Raw genomic sequence first — 17,065 nt, forward strand, 5'->3', positions numbered from 1 at the left:
GTCGGTGACCACCACGTTGCGCGCGCCGATGTGCTTGCAGATGCCGGCGGCGATGATGCCGATCGGGCCGGCGCCGGTGATCAGCACGTCCTCGCCCACCACGTCGAACTCCAGCGCGCAATGCGCTGCGTTGCCGTACGGATCGAAGAACGCGGCCAGCTCCGATGGAATCTGGTCCGGGATCGGCCACAGGTTGCTGGCCGGCATCACCATGTACTCGGCGAACGCGCCGTTGCGGTTCACGCCGATGCCGACGGTGTTCGGGCACAGGTGCTGGCGGCCGCCGCGGCAGTTGCGGCAATGTCCGCAGACGATATGGCCTTCGGCCGACACGCGCTGGCCGACCTCGTAGCCGGTCACGGCGGAACCGAGCTGCGCGATGCGGCCGACGAACTCGTGGCCGATGGTCAGGCCGGGCTTGATGGTGCGCTGGCTCCACTCGTCCCACAGGTAGATGTGCAGGTCGGTGCCGCAGATGGCGGTCTTCTCCAGCTTGACCAGCACCTCGTTGGGGCCGGGCTGAGGAACCGGCAGTTCCTCCATCCAGATGCCTTTGCCGGCCTCGCGCTTCACCAGCGCCTTCATCGTCTGTGCCATCGGACGTCGATCCAGGGTAATGAGGGCGCGGATTATACGCCCCGGCCCCAGACGGCCCTGCTGCAATGCCTCTTGACCAGTCCAGGCAGCCACGTGGCAGGGCGGTGTAGGGCATAAGTCATGGTCGGCCCGGATGACGGGTTCATTACAATCGTGACTTTCCTGACAGTCCCGGGGTTTCCATGCGTCCGAACCTGCTCGCCGCCGCCATTGCGGTTCCCTTGTCCCTGCTCGCCGCCCAGGTCGCCCATGCCGGCGAGGGCATGTGGGTGCCTCAGCAGTTGCCGGAGATCGCCGGGCCGCTGAAGCAGGCCGGGTTGAAGTTGTCGCCCCGGCAGCTCTCCGACCTCACCGGCAATCCGATGGGCGCGGTGGTGGCGCTGGGCGGCTGCACCGCCAGCTTCGTGTCGCCGAACGGCCTGGTCGTGACCAATCACCACTGTGCCTACGGTGCGATCCAGCTGAACTCCACGCCGGAGAACAATCTGATCAAGAACGGCTTCAACGCGCCGACGACGGGCGATGAAGTCAGCGCAGGTCCGAATGCGCGTGTGTTCGTGCTCGACGAGATCACCGACGTGACCAAGGACGCGCAGGCTGTCATCGCTTCGGCTGGCACCGACGCCCTGGCGCGTACCAGGGCGCTGGAAGCGTTCGAGAAAAAACTGATCGCCGACTGCGAAGCCGATGCCGGCTTCCGCTGCCGCCTGTACAGCTTCTCCGGCGGCAATACCTATCACCTGTTCAAGAACCTGGAGATCAAGGACGTGCGCCTGGCGTACGCGCCCCCGGGCAGTGTCGGCAAGTACGGTGGCGACATCGACAACTGGATGTGGCCGCGCCACACCGGCGACTTCGCGTTCTATCGCGCCTACGTGGGCAAGGACGGCAAGCCGGCGGCGTTCTCGAAGGACAACGTGCCGTACCGGCCGAAGCACTGGCTGGAATTCGCCGACAAGCCGCTGGGCGAGGGCGACTTCGTGATGGTGGCGGGTTATCCCGGTTCGACCAACCGCTATGCGCTGGCGGCCGAATTCGACAATACCGCCGCGTGGACGTATCCCACCATCGGCCGCCACTACAAGCACCTGATCGCGCTGGTCGGCGAGGCGGGCAAGAAGAATCCCGACATCCAGGTCAAGTACGCCAGCACGATGGCCGGCTGGAACAACACCAGCAAGAATTACGACGGCCAGCTGGAAGGCTTCAAGCGCATCGATGCCGCCGGCCAGAAGCAGGCCGAGGAAGCGGCGGTGCTTGGCTGGTTGAAGGGGCAGGGTGCCAAGGGACAGGCCGCGCTGGCCGCGCACGCCCAACTGATCGACCTGCTGGAGCAGGGCAAGGCCACGCGCGACCGTGACCTGGTGCTTGGCCAGTTCCACAACACCGCGACCGTCGGCACGGCGGCGCAGCTGTACCGCTTGTCGATCGAGCGCGAAAAGCCCAATGCCGAGCGCGAATCCGGCTACCAGGACCGCGACCTGCCCGCCATCGAGGGCGCCCAGAAGCAACTGGAACGCCGCTACGTGCCCGCCATGGATCGCCAGTTGCAGGAATACTGGCTGGGCGAGTACCTCAAGCTGCCGGCTGGCCAGCGCGTCGCTGCCGTGGACACGTGGCTGGGCGGCAACGACGCTGCGGCGGTGAAGCGCGCGCTGGACCGCCTGGCAGGCACCAAACTCGGCAGCACCGAAGAGCGCCTGAAATGGTTCGCTGCGGACCGCAAGGCGTTCGAGGCCAGCAAGGATCCGGCCATCCAGTACGCCGTCGCCGTCATGCCGACGCTGCTGAAACTCGAGCAGGAGCGCAAGACGCGCGCCGGCGAGAATCTGGCGGCGCGTCCGGTGTATCTGCAGGCACTGGCCGACTACAAGAAAAGCCAGGGCGAGTTCGTCTATCCGGATGCCAACCTGTCGCTGCGCATCACCTTCGGCAACGTCATGGGCTACGCGCCGAAGGACGGCGTGGAGTACACCCCGTTCACCACGCTGGAAGGCGTGGTGGCGAAGGAAACCGGTGCCGATCCGTTCGACTCGCCGAAGGCGCTGCTCGACGCCGTGGCCGCCAAGCGTTACGGCGGATTGGAAGACAAGCGCCTCGGTTCCGTGCCGGTGAACTATCTGTCGAACCTGGACATCACCGGCGGCAATTCTGGTTCGCCGGTGCTCGATGCGCACGGCAAGCTGATCGGCCTGGCCTTCGATGGCAACTGGGAGTCGGTCAGCTCGAACTGGGTGTTCGATCCGAAGATGACCCGCATGATCGCCGTGGACGGCCGCTACCTGCGCTGGATCATGCAGGAGGTCTACCCGGCGCCGCAGTTGCTGACGGAAATGGGCGTCGGCAAGTAACACCTGCAACCGAGCCGGCAGGCACGCGACGGGAGCGGTTATCATCCGCTCCCGTCTTCGTTTCCGGCGTTCGGAAACAGGACCGCTTCTCCCGAATGGACACACCGACGCATGCGCATCCTGCTTGCCCGCCATGGCGAAACGCCGTGGAACGCCGAAGGCCGTTACCAGGGCCAGATCGACATCCCGCTCTCGCCGGTCGGTGAAGGCCAGGCGACCGCGCTGGGCCAGCGGTTGAAGGACGTGCGCATCGATCGCGCGGTGGCCTCGCCGCTGTCGCGTGCGCAGCGCACGGCGCAGCTGGCATTGGGCGAATCACGCGCGGACATGCTGCTCACCGATCCCGAGTTGCAGGAAATTGCGCACGGCGAGTGGGAAGGGCTGCTGGCCAGCGAGATCCAGGACAAGGATCCCGCACGCCTGCTCGCCTGGCGCGAAGAACCCGATACGGTGCTGATGCCGGGCGGCGAATCGCTGCGCCAGGTGCTCGATCGTTCCTGGCGCGGCCTCGCGCGTGCCGCCGAGGGCCTGGGTGACGACGACACGCTGCTGATCGTGGCGCACGACGCGGTCAACCGCGTCCTGCTGTGCCGCATCCTGGGCCTGCCGATCGCCAAGCTGTGGAGCTTCCGCCAAGCACCCACCACGCTCAACCTGCTGGAAGGCCCGTCGGTCGACCAACTGGAAGTCGTGCGCCTCAACGACTGCGCGCACCACACACCGTTCTTCGGCGAAGCGAAGCATCGCGCGCTGTAGCTTCGAGTCTCGGCGACGAGCATCCGAGAACGAAGCCGCATAGGCTGGAACGCGACCTGGTTCGGCTCGGCCATCGCACATATCGAAGCATGCCGCTGACATGACATCTCCACCGCGCACCTTGGGCGACTGGCTCGCCTACATCGAGCAACAGCATCCCAGGTCCATCGAGATGGGCCTGGACCGCGTGCGCGAGGTCGCGACGCGGCTGTCGCCGGGCAAGCCTGCCGCCCGCGTCATCACCGTCGGCGGCACCAACGGCAAAGGCTCGACGGTCGCGTTCATCGAGGCCATCGCCCGTGCCGCCGGATGGAAGGTGGGCGCGTACACCTCGCCGCACCTGCTGCGCTACAACGAGCGCGTGCGCGTCGATGGCATGGAGGTGGATGACGCCTTATTGGTCGAGGCGTTCGAGGTCGTGGAAGCGGCGCGCGGCGATACGCCGCTGACCTATTTCGAGTTCGGCACGCTGGCGGCCTTGTGGCTGTTCGAACGCGCGGAACTCGACCTCGCCGTCCTGGAGATCGGACTGGGCGGACGACTGGATGCGGTGAACATCGTCGATCCGGATGTCGCCGTCATCACCACCGTCGACATCGACCACACCGACTGGCTGGGTCACGACCGCGAGACGATCGGCGCCGAGAAGGCCGGCATCGCCCGTGCATGGAAGCCACTCGTGCTGGGCGAAGCGGATTCGCCCTCCAGCGTGCTGCGCCATGCCTACACCATCGGCGCCAACGCGTTGCGTCTTGGCAGCGATTTCTTCCATGAGCCGATCGACACCCAGCGCTGGCGCTGGCGCGAAGTCGGCGCCGAACTGGAATTGCCGGCACCGGCGCTGTCCGCACCGTCGCAGCGCGCGAATGCGGCGACCGCGATCGCCGCGCTGCGCGCGTTGCCCGGCGAGACGTTGCCGGACGATGCGTTCGCACAGGGTGTGGCCTCGGCAGCGTTGCCGGGTCGGCTGCAGCGGCTGGAGCGCAATGGCGTGGAGGTGGTGCTGGATGTCGGCCACAACCCGCAGGCGGCGCGCGAACTGGCGGCATGGCTGCAGGCGCATCCGATCAGCGGCACGACCCGCGTGGTGTTCGCCGCGCTCGCCGACAAGGATGCGCGCAGCGTGGTCGACGCGTTCGCCGGTGCGTCGCTGCCGTGGTTCCTGGCGGGGCTGTCGTCGGGTCCGCGCTCGCAGACGGCCGAACAACTGGCGGCCCGACTGGATGACGCGATCGCGGCGGCGGCAAGCCTGCACGCCAGCGTGGACGACGCCTTGCGTGCCGCACTCGCTGCGTCCGCAGCCGGCGACCGCGTGCTGGTGTTCGGTTCGTTCCACACCGTCGCCGACGCACTCCACGTCCTGCATTCAGGTCGATGACGGGGAGCGCGCCGGGGCGCGCCGTATAATCGCCGCGGCATTCCCGCCGCAGCTGCCGTGGACCTGGATGGATACTGCCTTGAAACAGCGCCTGATCGGCGCCGTCGTGCTGGTGGCGCTGGCCGTCATCTTCCTGCCGATGCTGGTGAAGGGGCCCGCGCCCGACAGCGGCGTGTCCGATGTCCCGCTCGACGTCCCGCCTGCCGCCACCGGCGAATTCGAGACGCGCGAACTGCCGCTGGTCACGCCGGGCAATGCGCCGGCCACCGGCGCGGTAGGCCTCCAGGGCCGGATCGCCGCGCCCGCTGCGGAACCCGCACCTGCCGATGGCGTGCGGCAGCCGGCCGGGACGGCCGCGGGCAATTTCGCCGTCAGTTTCGGCGCCTACGCGACGAAGGCGGATGCCGATGCCGTGCTCGCCAGAGTGAAGCAGGCGACGCTGCCGGGTTTCGTCGAACCCGCCACGATCAACGGCACGCCGGCGTTCCGGGTCCGCGTGGGTCCCTACGCCGATCGTCCCCAGGCGGAGGCCGCGCGGCTCGAAGCCGTCAAGATCCGGGGTGATGTCAACGCCCAGGTCGTGACGCTGGATGCTGCCGCGACCACGCCGACCGCCGCGCCTGCACCGACCCCCTCCGGTTCGGTCGCGGCCCCCGCCACGCCTGCCGTCACCACGCAGGCGCTACCGCCCGAACCCGTGAAGCCCGCGCCGAAGCCGGCCGTCGCCGAGACGCGGCCTGTCACCGCGACGCCGGTCGAAGCCAAGCCGGCTCCGCCGGCCAGCAAGCCGGTTGCCGCGACACCGAAGCCAGAGGAGGCGCCCAAGCCGGCGGCCTCCGGTACGGGCTTCGCCGTGCAACTCGGTGCGTTCTCGAATGCGGCCGATGCCAATGCCCTGCGCGACCGTGCGCGCGGCGCCGGCTTCAGCGCCTTCGTCGAACAGGTCCGCACCGACAAGGGCACGCTGAGCCGCGTGCGCGTGGGTCCTGTCGCCAACCGTGCCGATGCCGACCGGTTGAAGACGCAGGTGGCGTCGAAGATCGGCGTCGACGGCATGGTGCGTCCGCATCCTTGATGGCGCGCTCCTGCCGACGGTCTGATCGCGGCCGCTTCGCGTGAGTGCGCTCGACCTGACGTTGCTGGCCATCGTCGGTGTGTCGACCCTGTTCGGGCTGATGCGCGGCTTCATCAGCGCGCTCGCCTCGATGGTTGCCTGGCTGCTGTCCGGCTGGGTGGCGTTCCACTACGGCGGCGATGCGGCGCACTGGCTGTCCAGCGATGGCCCGCCTTCGGCCAGTGAACTGCTGGGCGGCTACGTGCTCAGCTTCATCGGCGTGATGATCTTCGTGGGCCTGATGGGATGGGCGATCCGCCACCTGGTCAAGTCGGTCGGGCTGTCGGGCCTGGATCGCATGCTGGGGCTGGGGCTGGGGCTGGCACGCGGTGCATTCGTCGCCTGCATCGTCCTGCTGCTGACGGCGTTCACCGACCTGCCCCGTGAGCCTGAATGGCATCGCTCCTCCGTCGTGCCGGTGCTGCTGCCCGGGGCGCAATGGCTGTCGCAGTGGCTGCCGGAATGGACTGTGCAGGAACTGGACTTTGGCAACGGGCGCCCGGCGGGCGATAATGCGGGCCTGAAACACCTGTTGCCCCTGCCGCTGGAAGACACCGGCGCACCACAGGATGGCAGCCCCTCGTCCGCCTCACCCGCGTCGAAACCGGAGTAGATCCCCCATGTGCGGCATCGTCGGAATCGTCGGCAACCAGAACGTTGCCGGCCAGCTTTATGACGGGCTGACCGTCCTCCAGCACCGCGGACAGGACGCCGCCGGGATCGCCACGGCCGACGGCACGCGCCTGCGCGTGCACAAGGACAACGGATTGGTGCGCGACGTCTTCAGCGCCAAGGCGATGAGCGTGCTGGAAGGTCGCGTGGGTATCGCGCACTGCCGCTATCCGACCGCCGGCTCCGAGGGCATGGACGAAGCGCAGCCGTTCTACGTGAATTCGCCGTATGGCATCGCGCTGGCGCACAACGGTAACCTGATCAACACCGAGGCGCTGCGCCAGGACGTGTTCGCGCAGGACCGCCGCAACATCAACACCGATTCGGACAGCGAAGTGCTGCTGAACGTGTTCGCGCACGAACTGGACCTGCAGCGCACGCTGACGCCGGAAGCGGCGATTCGCGCCGTCGCCGGCGTCCATCGCCGCGTCAAGGGCGGCTACGCCGTCGTCAGCGTGGTGCTCGGCCTGGGCCTGGTGGCGTTCCGCGATCCGCACGGCATCCGGCCGCTGGTGCTGGGCAGGCGCGAGCACGGCGAAGGCACCGAATACATCATCGCGTCGGAATCGGCCGCGCTCGACATCCTCGGGTTCGTGCGCATGCGCGACGTGCAGCCGGGCGAAGCGATCGTCATCACCGCGCGCGGCGAGATGTTCAGCGAGATCGTGGCCGAGGCGCCGCAACATGCGCCGTGCATCTTCGAGTACGTCTACTTCGCGCGTCCCGATTCGATGATCGACAACGTGTCGGTGCACAAGGCGCGCATGCGCATGGGCGTGAAACTGGGCGAGAAGATCCTGCGCCTGCGTCCGGACCACGACATCGACACCATCATCCCGATTCCGGATACCTCGCGCGATGCCGCGCTGGAGATCTCCAACGTGCTGGGCGTGAAGTACCGCGAGGGCTTCATCAAGAACCGCTATGTCGGCCGCACCTTCATCATGCCGGGGCAGGGCGAACGGGTGAAATCGGTGCGCCGCAAGCTCAATCCGATCAACCTGGAGTTCCGCAACCGCGTGGTACTGCTGGTCGACGACTCCATCGTGCGCGGCACCACTTCCAAGCAGATCGTGCAGATGGCGCGCGATGCGGGCGCACGCAAGGTCTACCTCGCCAGCGCGGCGCCGCCGGTGCGTCATCCCAATATCTACGGCATCGACATGCCGGCCGCCGACGAACTGGTCGCGCATGACCGCACCGTCGAGGACATCGAGCGGGAACTGGGTTGCGACTGGTTGATCTACCAGGATCTCGAGGATCTCGAAGCCGCCGTGCGGGAGGGCAATCCGAACCTGGCCGAGTTCGATTCGTCCTGCTTCGACGGGAAGTACGTCACCGGCATCGAGCCGGGGTATTTCGAGCGCATCGAGCAGGCCCGCTCGGACGAAGCCAAGCGCAAGCGCCGCGTCGGCTGACGCGGCACCGCGCGGCATGACCACGTTGTTCGAGGCTGCGTGCATCTGCCTGGATGCGGTGGACGTCGACGCGAAGGTCGCGTTGACGCAGCGGTACGCGGACGCGTTCGCACGTGGCGAACTCGACGTTCCTGCCGAAGCGGTGCCTCCCGATCCGATCCGCGCACCTGGGCGGCCTCCGAGGCCGACGCTGGTGCATCCGCGCGCGTTGCCGCGTCGCGGTCTCGGTAGCGTGCAGGGACGCGCGGCGTTCATCCACGCCATCGCGCATATCGAACTCAATGCCATCGACCTGGCGTGGGACGCGGTGTACCGCTTCCGCGGGCTGCCGGACGCGTTCTACGCCGATTGGGTGGGCGTGGCGCACGACGAGTCCCGCCACTTCGTGTTGCTCCGCGCGCGCCTGCGTGAGCTGGGCCACGACTACGGCGACTTCGATGCCCATAACGGCCTGTGGGAGATGACCGAGAAGACCGCGCACGATGGTCTCGCCCGGATGGCGCTGGTGCCGCGCGTGCTGGAGGCGCGCGGCCTGGACGTGACGCCGGGCATGATCGTCAAGCTGCGCGACCTGGGCGACGAGGCCACGGTGGCGATCCTCGACCTGATCCTGCGCGAGGAGATCGCGCATGTCGCCGCCGGTTCACGCTGGTACCGCTGGTACTGCGCGCAACGCGGCATCGAACCACGCGCGCGCTTCCGAGAACTGCTGAAAGAGTACGCGGGCGGCTACCTGCACGGGCCTTTCAACATCGAGGCGCGTCTGATGGCGGGCTTCGATGAGGATGAGCTGGCGGCGCTGGAGGCGCCGTAACTGGCTGCACGGGCCAAGCCCGATAAGAAAGATGTGGGAGCGACGTAAGTCGCGATGAATGGCCGCGATGTCATCATCGCGACTTACGTCGCTCCCACGTCAGGAATCGGACGTCCGCGTCGTATCAGAGCGCGTCGAGCGTCATCCCGTCCGGCGCCACGCGCAGCACCGAACCCTGTTCGTACCAGTCCCCGAGCACGATGCGCCGGCAGTTCCGCCCATCGACACTCAGCTCGTGGATGGCGGGGCGATGCGTATGGCCATGGATCATCGTGTCGATACCGAACTGCGCAAACGTCGCATCCACGGTGGCAGGCGTCACGTCGGTCAGCGTCTCGAACTGCGCCTTGTCGTTCTGCCTCATGCCGCCCTGGTGTGCCGCACTGGCGGCACGGGCCTGCGCGGCGAAGGCCAGCCGCGCGGCGAGCGGCTGGGCGAGGAACTGCGCCTGCCATGCGGGATTCCGCGTCTGCGCACGGAACGCCTGGTAGGCGGTATCGCCCGTGCAGAGCAGGTCGCCGTGCATCAGGACGGCGGGCTTGCCGTAGAGCATGATCACGGCGGGGTCGGGCAGGATGCGCATGCCTGCGCGGCGGGCGAACGCGTCGCCAAGCAGGAAGTCGCGGTTGCCCCGGATGAAGAACACCGGCACGCCGGCATCGCTCACTTCGCGGATTCGAGCGGCGACGTAGGCGCCGGTTTCGGACGGGTCGTCGTCGCCCACCCAGGCCTCGAACAGGTCGCCGAGGATGTAGAGCGCATCGGCCCGGGTGGCTTCCTTCTGCATGAACGCGCCGAACAGCTCGGTAACGGCGGGACGCTCGGCGTCCAGGTGCAGGTCGGAGATGAAGAGCGTGGTCATGGATGGATTCTAAGGCCTCCCTGCAGGAGGGGCTTCAGCCCCGACCGCCTGCCGGCCATGCCGAGGTCGCCAAAGTTCGTTACCCGGCACGGCCGCACCCGCACAAGCAGTCGGCCGCCCGGCAGCAGTGGTCGGGGCTGAAGCCCCTCCTACGGGTTAAAATCGCTGCAAACCGCATCAAGAGTTCCTCCATGGCCTGCCGTACCCGCTTCGCCCCCAGTCCCACCGGTTACCTGCATATCGGCGGCGCCCGCACGGCGCTGTACTGCTGGCTGGAGGCGCGCCATCGCGGCGGCGATTTCATCCTGCGGATCGAGGACACCGACCGCGAACGCAGCACGCAGGCCGCCATCGACGCGATCCTCGATGCCATGGACTGGCTGGGCCTGGGCTACGACGAAGGCCCGGTCTACCAGACCCAGCGCATCGATCGCTATCGCGAGGTCGCCGAGCAACTGGTCGCGTCGGGCAAGGCCTATTACGCGTACGAGACGCGTGAAGAACTGGATGCCATGCGCGAGGCCGCGATGGCGAAACAGGAGAAGCCGCGCTACAACGGCGCCGCGCGCGAACAGCAGCTGCCGCACCGCGACGATCCGAACCGGGTGATCCGCTTCAAGAATCCGCTCGATGGCGTGGTCGCGTTCGACGACCTGATCAAGGGCCGCATCGAGATCGCCAACAGTGAACTCGACGACATGGTGATCTTCCGGCCGGATGGCTATCCCACGTACAACTTCGCCGTCGTCGTCGACGACTGGGACATGGGTATCACCGAGGTGATCCGCGGCGACGACCACATCAACAACACGCCGCGCCAGATCAATATCTACGAAGCATTGGGCGCGCCGGTGCCGAACTTCGCGCACATGCCGATGATCCTGGACGAGCAGGGCGCCAAGCTGTCCAAGCGCACCGGCGCGGCCGACGTGATGCAGTACAAGGACGCCGGCTACCTGCCGCATGCACTGATCAACTACCTGGCGCGACTGGGCTGGTCGCATGGCGACCAGGAACTGTTCTCGCGGCAGGAGCTGATCGACCTGTTCGACGTGAAGGACGTGAACTCCAAGGCCGCGCGCCTGGACATGGCCAAGCTGGGCTGGGTGAACCAGCACTACCTGAAGACCGATGCGCCAGCCGACATCGCGCCGCACCTCGTCTACCAGCTGGAGAAGCTGGGCGTCGACCTGTCCGCAGGTCCCGCGCCCGCCGACGTGGTGGTTGCGCTGCGCGATCGCGTGCAAACGCTGAAGGACATGGCCGAAAAGTCGATGGTCTGGTACCAGCCGTTGACCGTGTACGACGAGGCTGCCGTAGCCAAGCATCTGGGGGCGTCGGCCCGTGCGCCGCTGGCCAAGGCCCGCGAATGCCTGGCAGCGCTGCCGGCGTGGACTGCCGAAAGCGTGTCGGCGGCGCTGCACGAGGCCGCAGCCGCGCTCGAACTCGGCATGGGCAAGGTGGCGCAGCCGTTGCGCGTGGCGATCACCGGCACCCAGGTCAGCCCCGACATTTCGCAGACCGTCTACCTGGCCGGCCGTGAGGAAGCCTTGAAACGCATCGATGCCGCACTTATCAAGACAGGTGTGATCGCCTGATCCGGGAGCACCCATGCCACACGCCCACGCCTGTACCGATCCCAAGCACCATGTCCACGACGCGAACGCGTTCGTGGCGGCGGTGGAGCGTGCGTGCCAGGAGCGCGGCCTGCGGCTGACGCCGATCCGCGCACGCGTACTGCAGCTGATCGCCGAAGCCGGCAAGCCGGTGAAGGCCTACGAACTGCTGGAGTGGGTGCGTGCGACCAAGGGCGTCGGCGCCGATGCGCCGCCGACGGTGTACCGCGCGCTGGATTTCCTGATGGCCAACGGCTTCGTGCACAAGCTCGAATCGGTGAACGCTTTCGTCGCCTGCCACCATCCCAACAGCGCCCAGCATTCGGTGCCGTTCCTCATCTGCGACCGCTGCCACAGCGCAGTGGAGCTGGAAGACCGCGAAGTGGTCAGCCAGCTGGAACAGCGCGCCAAGGCGCTGGGCTTCCAGCCGCAGGCGCAGACGTTGGAAGTGCATGGGCTGTGCGCGCGCTGCGCGGCGGCTGCATAAGGCATTGCTGGTTGGGGGAGCGACGTAAGTCGCGAGCTCTTCCTCTGGCAAAACAAGAAGCTCGCGACTTACGTCGCTCCCACACCAGGCTTCTTCAGGCCGCCGCCGGCACCGCCTTCGGCGACGACTCCCTGATCGGCAGATTGGCGATGGCCGCAATCAGCGCCAGCGCCATGTCCGCATACCACATCCACGTGTAGTCGCCGAAGCGTTCCAGCGCGAGTCCGCCAAGCCAGGCGCCGAAGAAGCCGCCGATCTGGTGCGACAGCAGCGTCAGTCCGAACAGCGTGCCGAGGTAGCGCGGGCCGAACAGCTTGCCGACCAGGCCGGCCGTCGGCGGCACCGTCGCCAGCCACGTGAAGCCGAGCGCGGCGGCGAAGACGTAGAACGTCAACGGCGTCGGCGGCGCCATCAGGTAGAGCGCGATCATCACCGCGCGGCTCGCATACATCACCGCAAGGATCCACTTCATGCGCACCCGCTGTCCCAGCGCGCCGGCGACGAGGCTGCCGGCGATGTTGAACAGGCCGATCAGCGCGATCGACACGGCCGACACGCTGGCCGACAACCCGCACAGGGCGATTTCGCCGGGCAGGTGGGTCACCAGAAAGGCGATGTGCACGCCGCAGGTGAAGAAGCCGAGGTGCAGCATCCAGTAGCTGCGGTCGCGCAGCGCGATCGCGACCTGCTGCTTGAGGGTGATCTCGCCAACGGCGGTCGCGATGGATGCCGTCGCTGCCGGCTTGGCCTTGCGGCGCAAAGGAAAGGCCAGCGGAATGGCGAGCAGGGACGTGACGGCGAGCATGTACATCGCGCTGGCCCAGCCGGCGACCGCGATCACCGCCTGCACCAGCGGTGCGAAGACGAACTGCCCCAGCGAACCGCCGGCGTTGATGAAACCCGCCGCGAAGGATCGCTTCTCCGGCGCCAACTGCTGCGCGGTGGCGCCGATCAGAATCGAGAAGCTGCCGGCGCCTGCACCCGCCGCCGTCAGCAGGCCCAGCGTGAACATCAGGCCCCATGGCGAGGTCAGGTGTGGCGTCAGCGCCAGGCCCAGCGACAGCAGCACCGCACCGGACACGAGAACCCCGGTGGAGCCGCGCTTGTCGGCGATGGCACCGAAGACGGGTTGTACCGCGCCCCACGTGAACTGCCCGATGGCCAGCGCGAAGCTGATCGACGCGATACCGATGCCGGTGTCCCGGTGGATCGGTGAAACGAACAGGCCCGTGGTCTGGCGTGCGCCCATCGTGATCGTCAGCGTCGCCGCAGCCGCCAGCAGCAGGCCCCAGTGCATGCGGGGAGCAGCGTTCGCGGCGGTGGCCTTCACGCCGCCTCTCCCAGGTGCCCGCGCAGCAGGGTATCGAGGTGATCGAGGTCTTCGTGCAGGCGCCGCATGCCGGCGTCGCCCAGTAGCGTGTCGATGGTCGCCTGGGCGCGTTGCCAGCACGGTTTCGCGGCGGTCAGCTTGTCCCGGCCCGACGGGGTGAGGCCGATCATGCGCTGGCGCGCGTCGCGGCCCCGTATCGTTTCCACCAGGCCTGCGTCGACAAGCGGCGACAGGTTGCGTGTCAGCGTGGTGCGATCCATGCCCAGCTCATCCGCCAGGCTGCCCAGGACGCGTGGTTCGCGCTCGGTGCGGCGCAGGATCGAATACTGGTTGAGGCTCATGCCGACGGTGGCCAGTTCATGGTCGTAGATCTGCGTTACCCGACGGCTGGCACGCCGCAGGCGGAAACAGGTGCACGCGCTGGACATGACGGGTGCGGGCGAAGGCGTCATCGGGAGGCCCGGCAAGGGTTTGCGCAATTATGTGTATATGCACGTAATGCATGTCAAGAAGGGCGGCTGCCATGCAGGCCAGCCACCCCGGGGGAGAACGTCAGCGGGGGATCAGAAGTACGCGCGGATACCGAAGGCCACGCCGCGACCTGGCAGCGGCGCATAGTCGCGCAGCAGCGAGGTGTGCGGGCGGGCTTCCTCGTCGGTCAGGTTGCTGCCGTCCAGGAACACCTCCCAACTCGACGCGGTGCGATCCCAGCGGTACGCCACGTGCGCATCGACCAGCGTATAGCCGGCACTCGATGTTTCGTTCTGCGCCACGTCGTCCTGCTTGCTGTAGCGCACCGCACCCAGCGACGCACGCCAGCCACCCAGCGACCAGCCGAGATCCGCGCCCACGCGCATCGGCGCGATGCGGGGCAAGTAGCCGCCCTGCGCGATGTCGACTTCGTAGCCATGCGTGTGGTCGCCATGCGGCACCTCGAACGCGACCGTGCGCAGGCCGCTACCGTCGAGCTTCGCCCGCACGTAGTCGCCGTATACGCGCAGGTCCCACGCGCCCGCCGCGGTATCCGCAAGCTGGATCTTCGCTTCGGCTTCCGCGCCGGTGAAGGTCGCGTCGTCCTGCGTCCACAGGCGGACCGGATAGCCTTCTTCCTCCACGCCGGTGTCGGTGAGGTAGATGAAGTCCTTGAACCTCGTCTGGTAGACCGCAAGCTTCAGGTCCACGCGGTCGGTGTGCCAGTGCGCGCCGATCTCCGCACGGACGCCCTTCTCGGTATCCAGTGCGGTGTCGCCGATCTCGATCGACTGCGTGGCCACATGCGTGCCGCCCGCGAACAGTTCCTCATTCGTTGGCGCACGCTCGGAGCGGTCCAGCCCGAAGCGCAGGTCGAAGCCGTCGCTCAGGCGCCAGATCGCCGCCGCCGAGAGGTTGGTGGCGCTGAAATCGGTCGAGGCGCGATCATCGGGCTTCAACTTGACCTGGTCGTAGCGGCCGCCCAGTTCCAGCTTCCACGGGCCGAAGTCCTTCTGCTGCAGGACGAACAACCCCACGGTGTCGGTGACCGTGGAAGGCACGAAGGCTTCCGCGCCGACCGCACTGAAATCGGTGCTGCCGAACTGCAGCCCGAACGCGCCGCGCCAGCCGTTCCAGGTCTTCTGCACGGCTTCCAGGCGCGCGTCGTAGCCTTCGTTGGTGAAGCGCGTGCCGATCTCGCCGCCTTCCAGCTCGACATGCTCGTAGTCGTTCCAGGCGGCGCGCAGGTTGATGCTTTCCAGGAAGGAAACCGGGGCGTAGATGCCGGCCTTCATGTCGAGGCGATTCTGCACCATGTCGATGCGCACCGGACCTTCCTCGTGCTCCTCGTGGTCGTGGTCTTCTTCGCCGTCATGGTCGTGATCGTGGTCGTCCTCGCCATGCACGTGCGCACCGGCGGGAATGCCGTAGTTGCTGCGGTAGGTGCTCGCTGCCAGACCGAAATAGCCGCGATCGCCCAGATAGGTGGCGCCGATCGCGCCGGCCTTCGTCCTGACCGAACTGTTGGGCAGCGTGCCGTTGGGCTGGGGCGCTTCCTCGTGCTCTTCGCCTTCTTCGTGGTCGTGCAGGATGGCGACGCCGGGAATGTCGTAGTCGCCGGTGTCGCGTACCAGGCCATCGACATGCAACACCCAGTTCCCGTTCACGCCGTCGAGACGGAACATGCCGGTGCGCTCGTCATTGACCGTGTTGCCACGCACTTCCGCACGGCCGCTGAGCGGCTGGTCGGGAATCGACTCGGCCAGACGGCCATCGACCACGTTCACCGCGCCGCCGATGGCGCCGCTGCCGAACAGCAGCGTGGCCGGGCCTTTCAGGACTTCGATCTGGTCGGCGAGGAAGGGTTCGATGCTGACCGCGTGGTCGGCGCTGACGGTGGACGCATCCATCGAGCCGATGCCGCCGGACAGCACCTGGACACGTGGACCCTCCTGGCCGCGGATGATCGGGCGGCCGACGCCGGTACCGAAGTAGGTGGTCTGCACCCCCGGCAGCTTGGCGACGGTCTCACCCAGGGTGCCGGCCTTCGCCTTGTCCAGGTTTTCCCCGTACAGCACGTCGACGGGCGTGGCCACGGATTCCGCATTCCCCTTCAGCGGCGAGGCGGTCACGACCACGGCGTCCAGGTCCTTGGGCGTGGTGCCGGAGGCGTCGTCGGCCAGTGCCAGCGGCGAGGCGAGCGCCAAGGCGAGGGCGGCGGCGAGCGAGGTGGGGGCGGGAATCAGGCGGGGTGCGTTCGGCATGGGAGGGTGGTACTCGTGAGGGGAGATCAATGATGTTATATTATACCAATAGTGACAATATAACTCTCCCGGAAGTCATACTCGCCTCCCATGAAGTCCTCCTTTCGCTCTTTCCTCGACCGTTTCGCTGCCGCGGGTTCGCTGATGTGCGCGCTCCATTGCGCCATCACGCCGTTGCTGTTGGCGGTGATTCCCTCGCTGGGGCTGTCGATCTGGCTGGGGGATGGCTTCGAACGTGGCTTCGTCGTGTTCGTCAGCGTGCTGGGACTCTTCAGCCTGATCTGGGGTTACCGTCGCCATCGCGCCTTCCGTGCGCTGGGCATGTTGCTGTTCGGGCTGGCGGCGCTGTGGGCGGGCGTGTTGTATGCGCCCCTGCACGAGTCCGCGGTCCCGCACGCCATCGTGATGACGATTGGCGGCATGCTGGTGGGCCTGGCTCACCTGTTGAACCTGCGCCTGAACCACTGGCACGTCCACGACGCCAGCTGCGCGCACTGACCCTGCCACGCCGTGCGACAGGCGCCGGCAAGGCCCCGCTGTGATAGGCTTTGCGGCCTCGCGAGCAGCCCTCCGGTCCGGTTGGTCACCGCGCAACCGCCCCTAGCCGGGCGGACTTTTCATTGAATCAGGAGAACAACGATGGGCAAGGGTGATCGCAAGACGGCAAAGGGCAAGCGCTATTCGTCGAGCTACGGCAATGCGCGCAAGAGCACCGTCGCCAAGGCCGCCGTGGCTGCTACCGCCACCGCCAAGAAGGCCGTGGTGAAGGCGCCGGTCAAGAAGGCCGTGGCCAAGAAGGCCGTCGCCAAGGCGTAAGCCATTCCGCGCCGGCCCGTCCCGGCAGCGAACACGAAACCCCGGCTCCGGCCGGGGTTTTGTTTTTGGTAATTCCTAGCCAAACCGGACCAAATCTTCGAGGATTTGGTCATGAAGCA

The 17,065-nt window shown here is 67.2% G+C and carries 16 protein-coding genes; 11 read left to right on the top strand and 5 right to left on the bottom strand.

Annotated elements, in window-relative coordinates; all coding sequences use genetic code 11:
• The coding region (locus V7060_RS18175) for an alcohol dehydrogenase catalytic domain-containing protein (protein WP_334180620.1) at nt 1-597 on the bottom strand (597 nt) is incomplete at its 3' end.
• Nucleotides 598-779: 182 nt separating this feature from the next.
• On the opposite strand from V7060_RS18175, the gene V7060_RS18180 reads away from it, so the two are divergent.
• The 7 genes from V7060_RS18180 to V7060_RS18210 all read left to right on the top strand — a co-directional run bounded on the left by V7060_RS18180 (nt 780) and on the right by V7060_RS18210 (nt 9,100).
• Nucleotides 780-2,948 carry a S46 family peptidase gene (locus V7060_RS18180; protein WP_334180621.1) on the top strand — a complete coding sequence of 723 codons (2,169 nt, stop codon included), beginning with the start codon at nt 780-782 and terminating at the stop codon, nt 2,946-2,948.
• A gap of 111 nt (nt 2,949-3,059) precedes the next feature.
• Nucleotides 3,060-3,704 carry a histidine phosphatase family protein gene (locus V7060_RS18185; protein WP_334180622.1) on the top strand — a complete coding sequence of 215 codons (645 nt, stop codon included), beginning with the start codon at nt 3,060-3,062 and terminating at the stop codon, nt 3,702-3,704.
• Nucleotides 3,705-3,804: 100 nt separating this feature from the next.
• A complete protein-coding gene (folC, locus tag V7060_RS18190; RefSeq protein WP_334180623.1) occupies nt 3,805-5,082 on the top strand; it encodes a bifunctional tetrahydrofolate synthase/dihydrofolate synthase in 1,278 nt (425 codons plus the stop codon).
• Between the two features lie 67 nt (nt 5,083-5,149).
• Entirely contained in the window at nt 5,150-6,157 is a 1,008-nt protein-coding gene (locus V7060_RS18195) for an SPOR domain-containing protein (RefSeq protein WP_334180624.1), read from the top strand.
• A 40-nt stretch (nt 6,158-6,197) separates the two neighbouring features.
• Nucleotides 6,198-6,809, top strand: a complete 612-nt coding sequence (locus tag V7060_RS18200) for a CvpA family protein (protein WP_334180625.1) — start codon at nt 6,198-6,200, stop codon at nt 6,807-6,809.
• Nucleotides 6,810-6,816: 7 nt separating this feature from the next.
• On the top strand, nt 6,817-8,286 hold the full coding sequence (gene purF, locus V7060_RS18205; protein WP_334180626.1) for an amidophosphoribosyltransferase: 1,470 nt from the start codon (nt 6,817-6,819) through the stop codon (nt 8,284-8,286).
• 16 nt (nt 8,287-8,302) lie between these two features.
• Nucleotides 8,303-9,100, top strand: a complete 798-nt coding sequence (locus tag V7060_RS18210) for a ferritin-like domain-containing protein (RefSeq protein ID WP_334180627.1) — start codon at nt 8,303-8,305, stop codon at nt 9,098-9,100.
• A gap of 124 nt (nt 9,101-9,224) precedes the next feature.
• On the opposite strand, the gene lpxH is transcribed toward V7060_RS18210, so the two are convergent.
• Nucleotides 9,225-9,962 (bottom strand): UDP-2,3-diacylglucosamine diphosphatase, encoded by a 738-nt coding sequence (gene lpxH, locus V7060_RS18215; RefSeq protein WP_334180628.1) that lies wholly within the window; start codon nt 9,960-9,962, stop codon nt 9,225-9,227.
• Nucleotides 9,963-10,153: 191 nt separating this feature from the next.
• Between lpxH and gltX the strand changes: the two genes are divergently transcribed.
• Nucleotides 10,154-11,560: a glutamate--tRNA ligase gene (gene gltX / locus V7060_RS18220; protein ID WP_334180629.1), complete on the top strand. Its 1,407-nt coding sequence runs from the start codon at nt 10,154-10,156 to the stop codon at nt 11,558-11,560.
• A 13-nt stretch (nt 11,561-11,573) separates the two neighbouring features.
• Nucleotides 11,574-12,065, top strand: a complete 492-nt coding sequence (locus tag V7060_RS18225) for a Fur family transcriptional regulator (protein ID WP_334180630.1) — start codon at nt 11,574-11,576, stop codon at nt 12,063-12,065.
• A gap of 94 nt (nt 12,066-12,159) precedes the next feature.
• Here V7060_RS18225 and V7060_RS18230 read toward each other — a convergent pair whose 3' ends face one another.
• The 3 genes from V7060_RS18230 to V7060_RS18240 form a co-directional block, all read right to left on the bottom strand.
• Nucleotides 12,160-13,362 carry an MFS transporter gene (locus V7060_RS18230; RefSeq protein ID WP_334180634.1) on the bottom strand — a complete coding sequence of 401 codons (1,203 nt, stop codon included), beginning with the start codon at nt 13,360-13,362 and terminating at the stop codon, nt 12,160-12,162.
• Between the two features lie 29 nt (nt 13,363-13,391).
• Nucleotides 13,392-13,823 carry a MarR family winged helix-turn-helix transcriptional regulator gene (locus V7060_RS18235; RefSeq protein ID WP_334180631.1) on the bottom strand — a complete coding sequence of 144 codons (432 nt, stop codon included), beginning with the start codon at nt 13,821-13,823 and terminating at the stop codon, nt 13,392-13,394.
• Between the two features lie 135 nt (nt 13,824-13,958).
• Nucleotides 13,959-16,130 (bottom strand): TonB-dependent receptor, encoded by a 2,172-nt coding sequence (locus tag V7060_RS18240; RefSeq protein WP_334180632.1) that lies wholly within the window; start codon nt 16,128-16,130, stop codon nt 13,959-13,961.
• A gap of 90 nt (nt 16,131-16,220) precedes the next feature.
• Between V7060_RS18240 and V7060_RS18245 the strand changes: the two genes are divergently transcribed.
• Nucleotides 16,221-16,628: a MerC domain-containing protein gene (locus V7060_RS18245; protein ID WP_334180633.1), complete on the top strand. Its 408-nt coding sequence runs from the start codon at nt 16,221-16,223 to the stop codon at nt 16,626-16,628.
• Between the two features lie 141 nt (nt 16,629-16,769).
• A complete protein-coding gene (locus V7060_RS18250) occupies nt 16,770-16,946 on the top strand; it encodes a 30S ribosomal protein THX (protein ID WP_055941418.1) in 177 nt (58 codons plus the stop codon).
• The last annotated feature ends 119 nt before the right edge of the window (nt 16,947-17,065 follow it).

The sequence above is a fragment of the Pseudoxanthomonas sp. genome (assembly GCF_036845285.1).
GTDB lineage: Bacteria > Pseudomonadota > Gammaproteobacteria > Xanthomonadales > Xanthomonadaceae > Pseudoxanthomonas_A.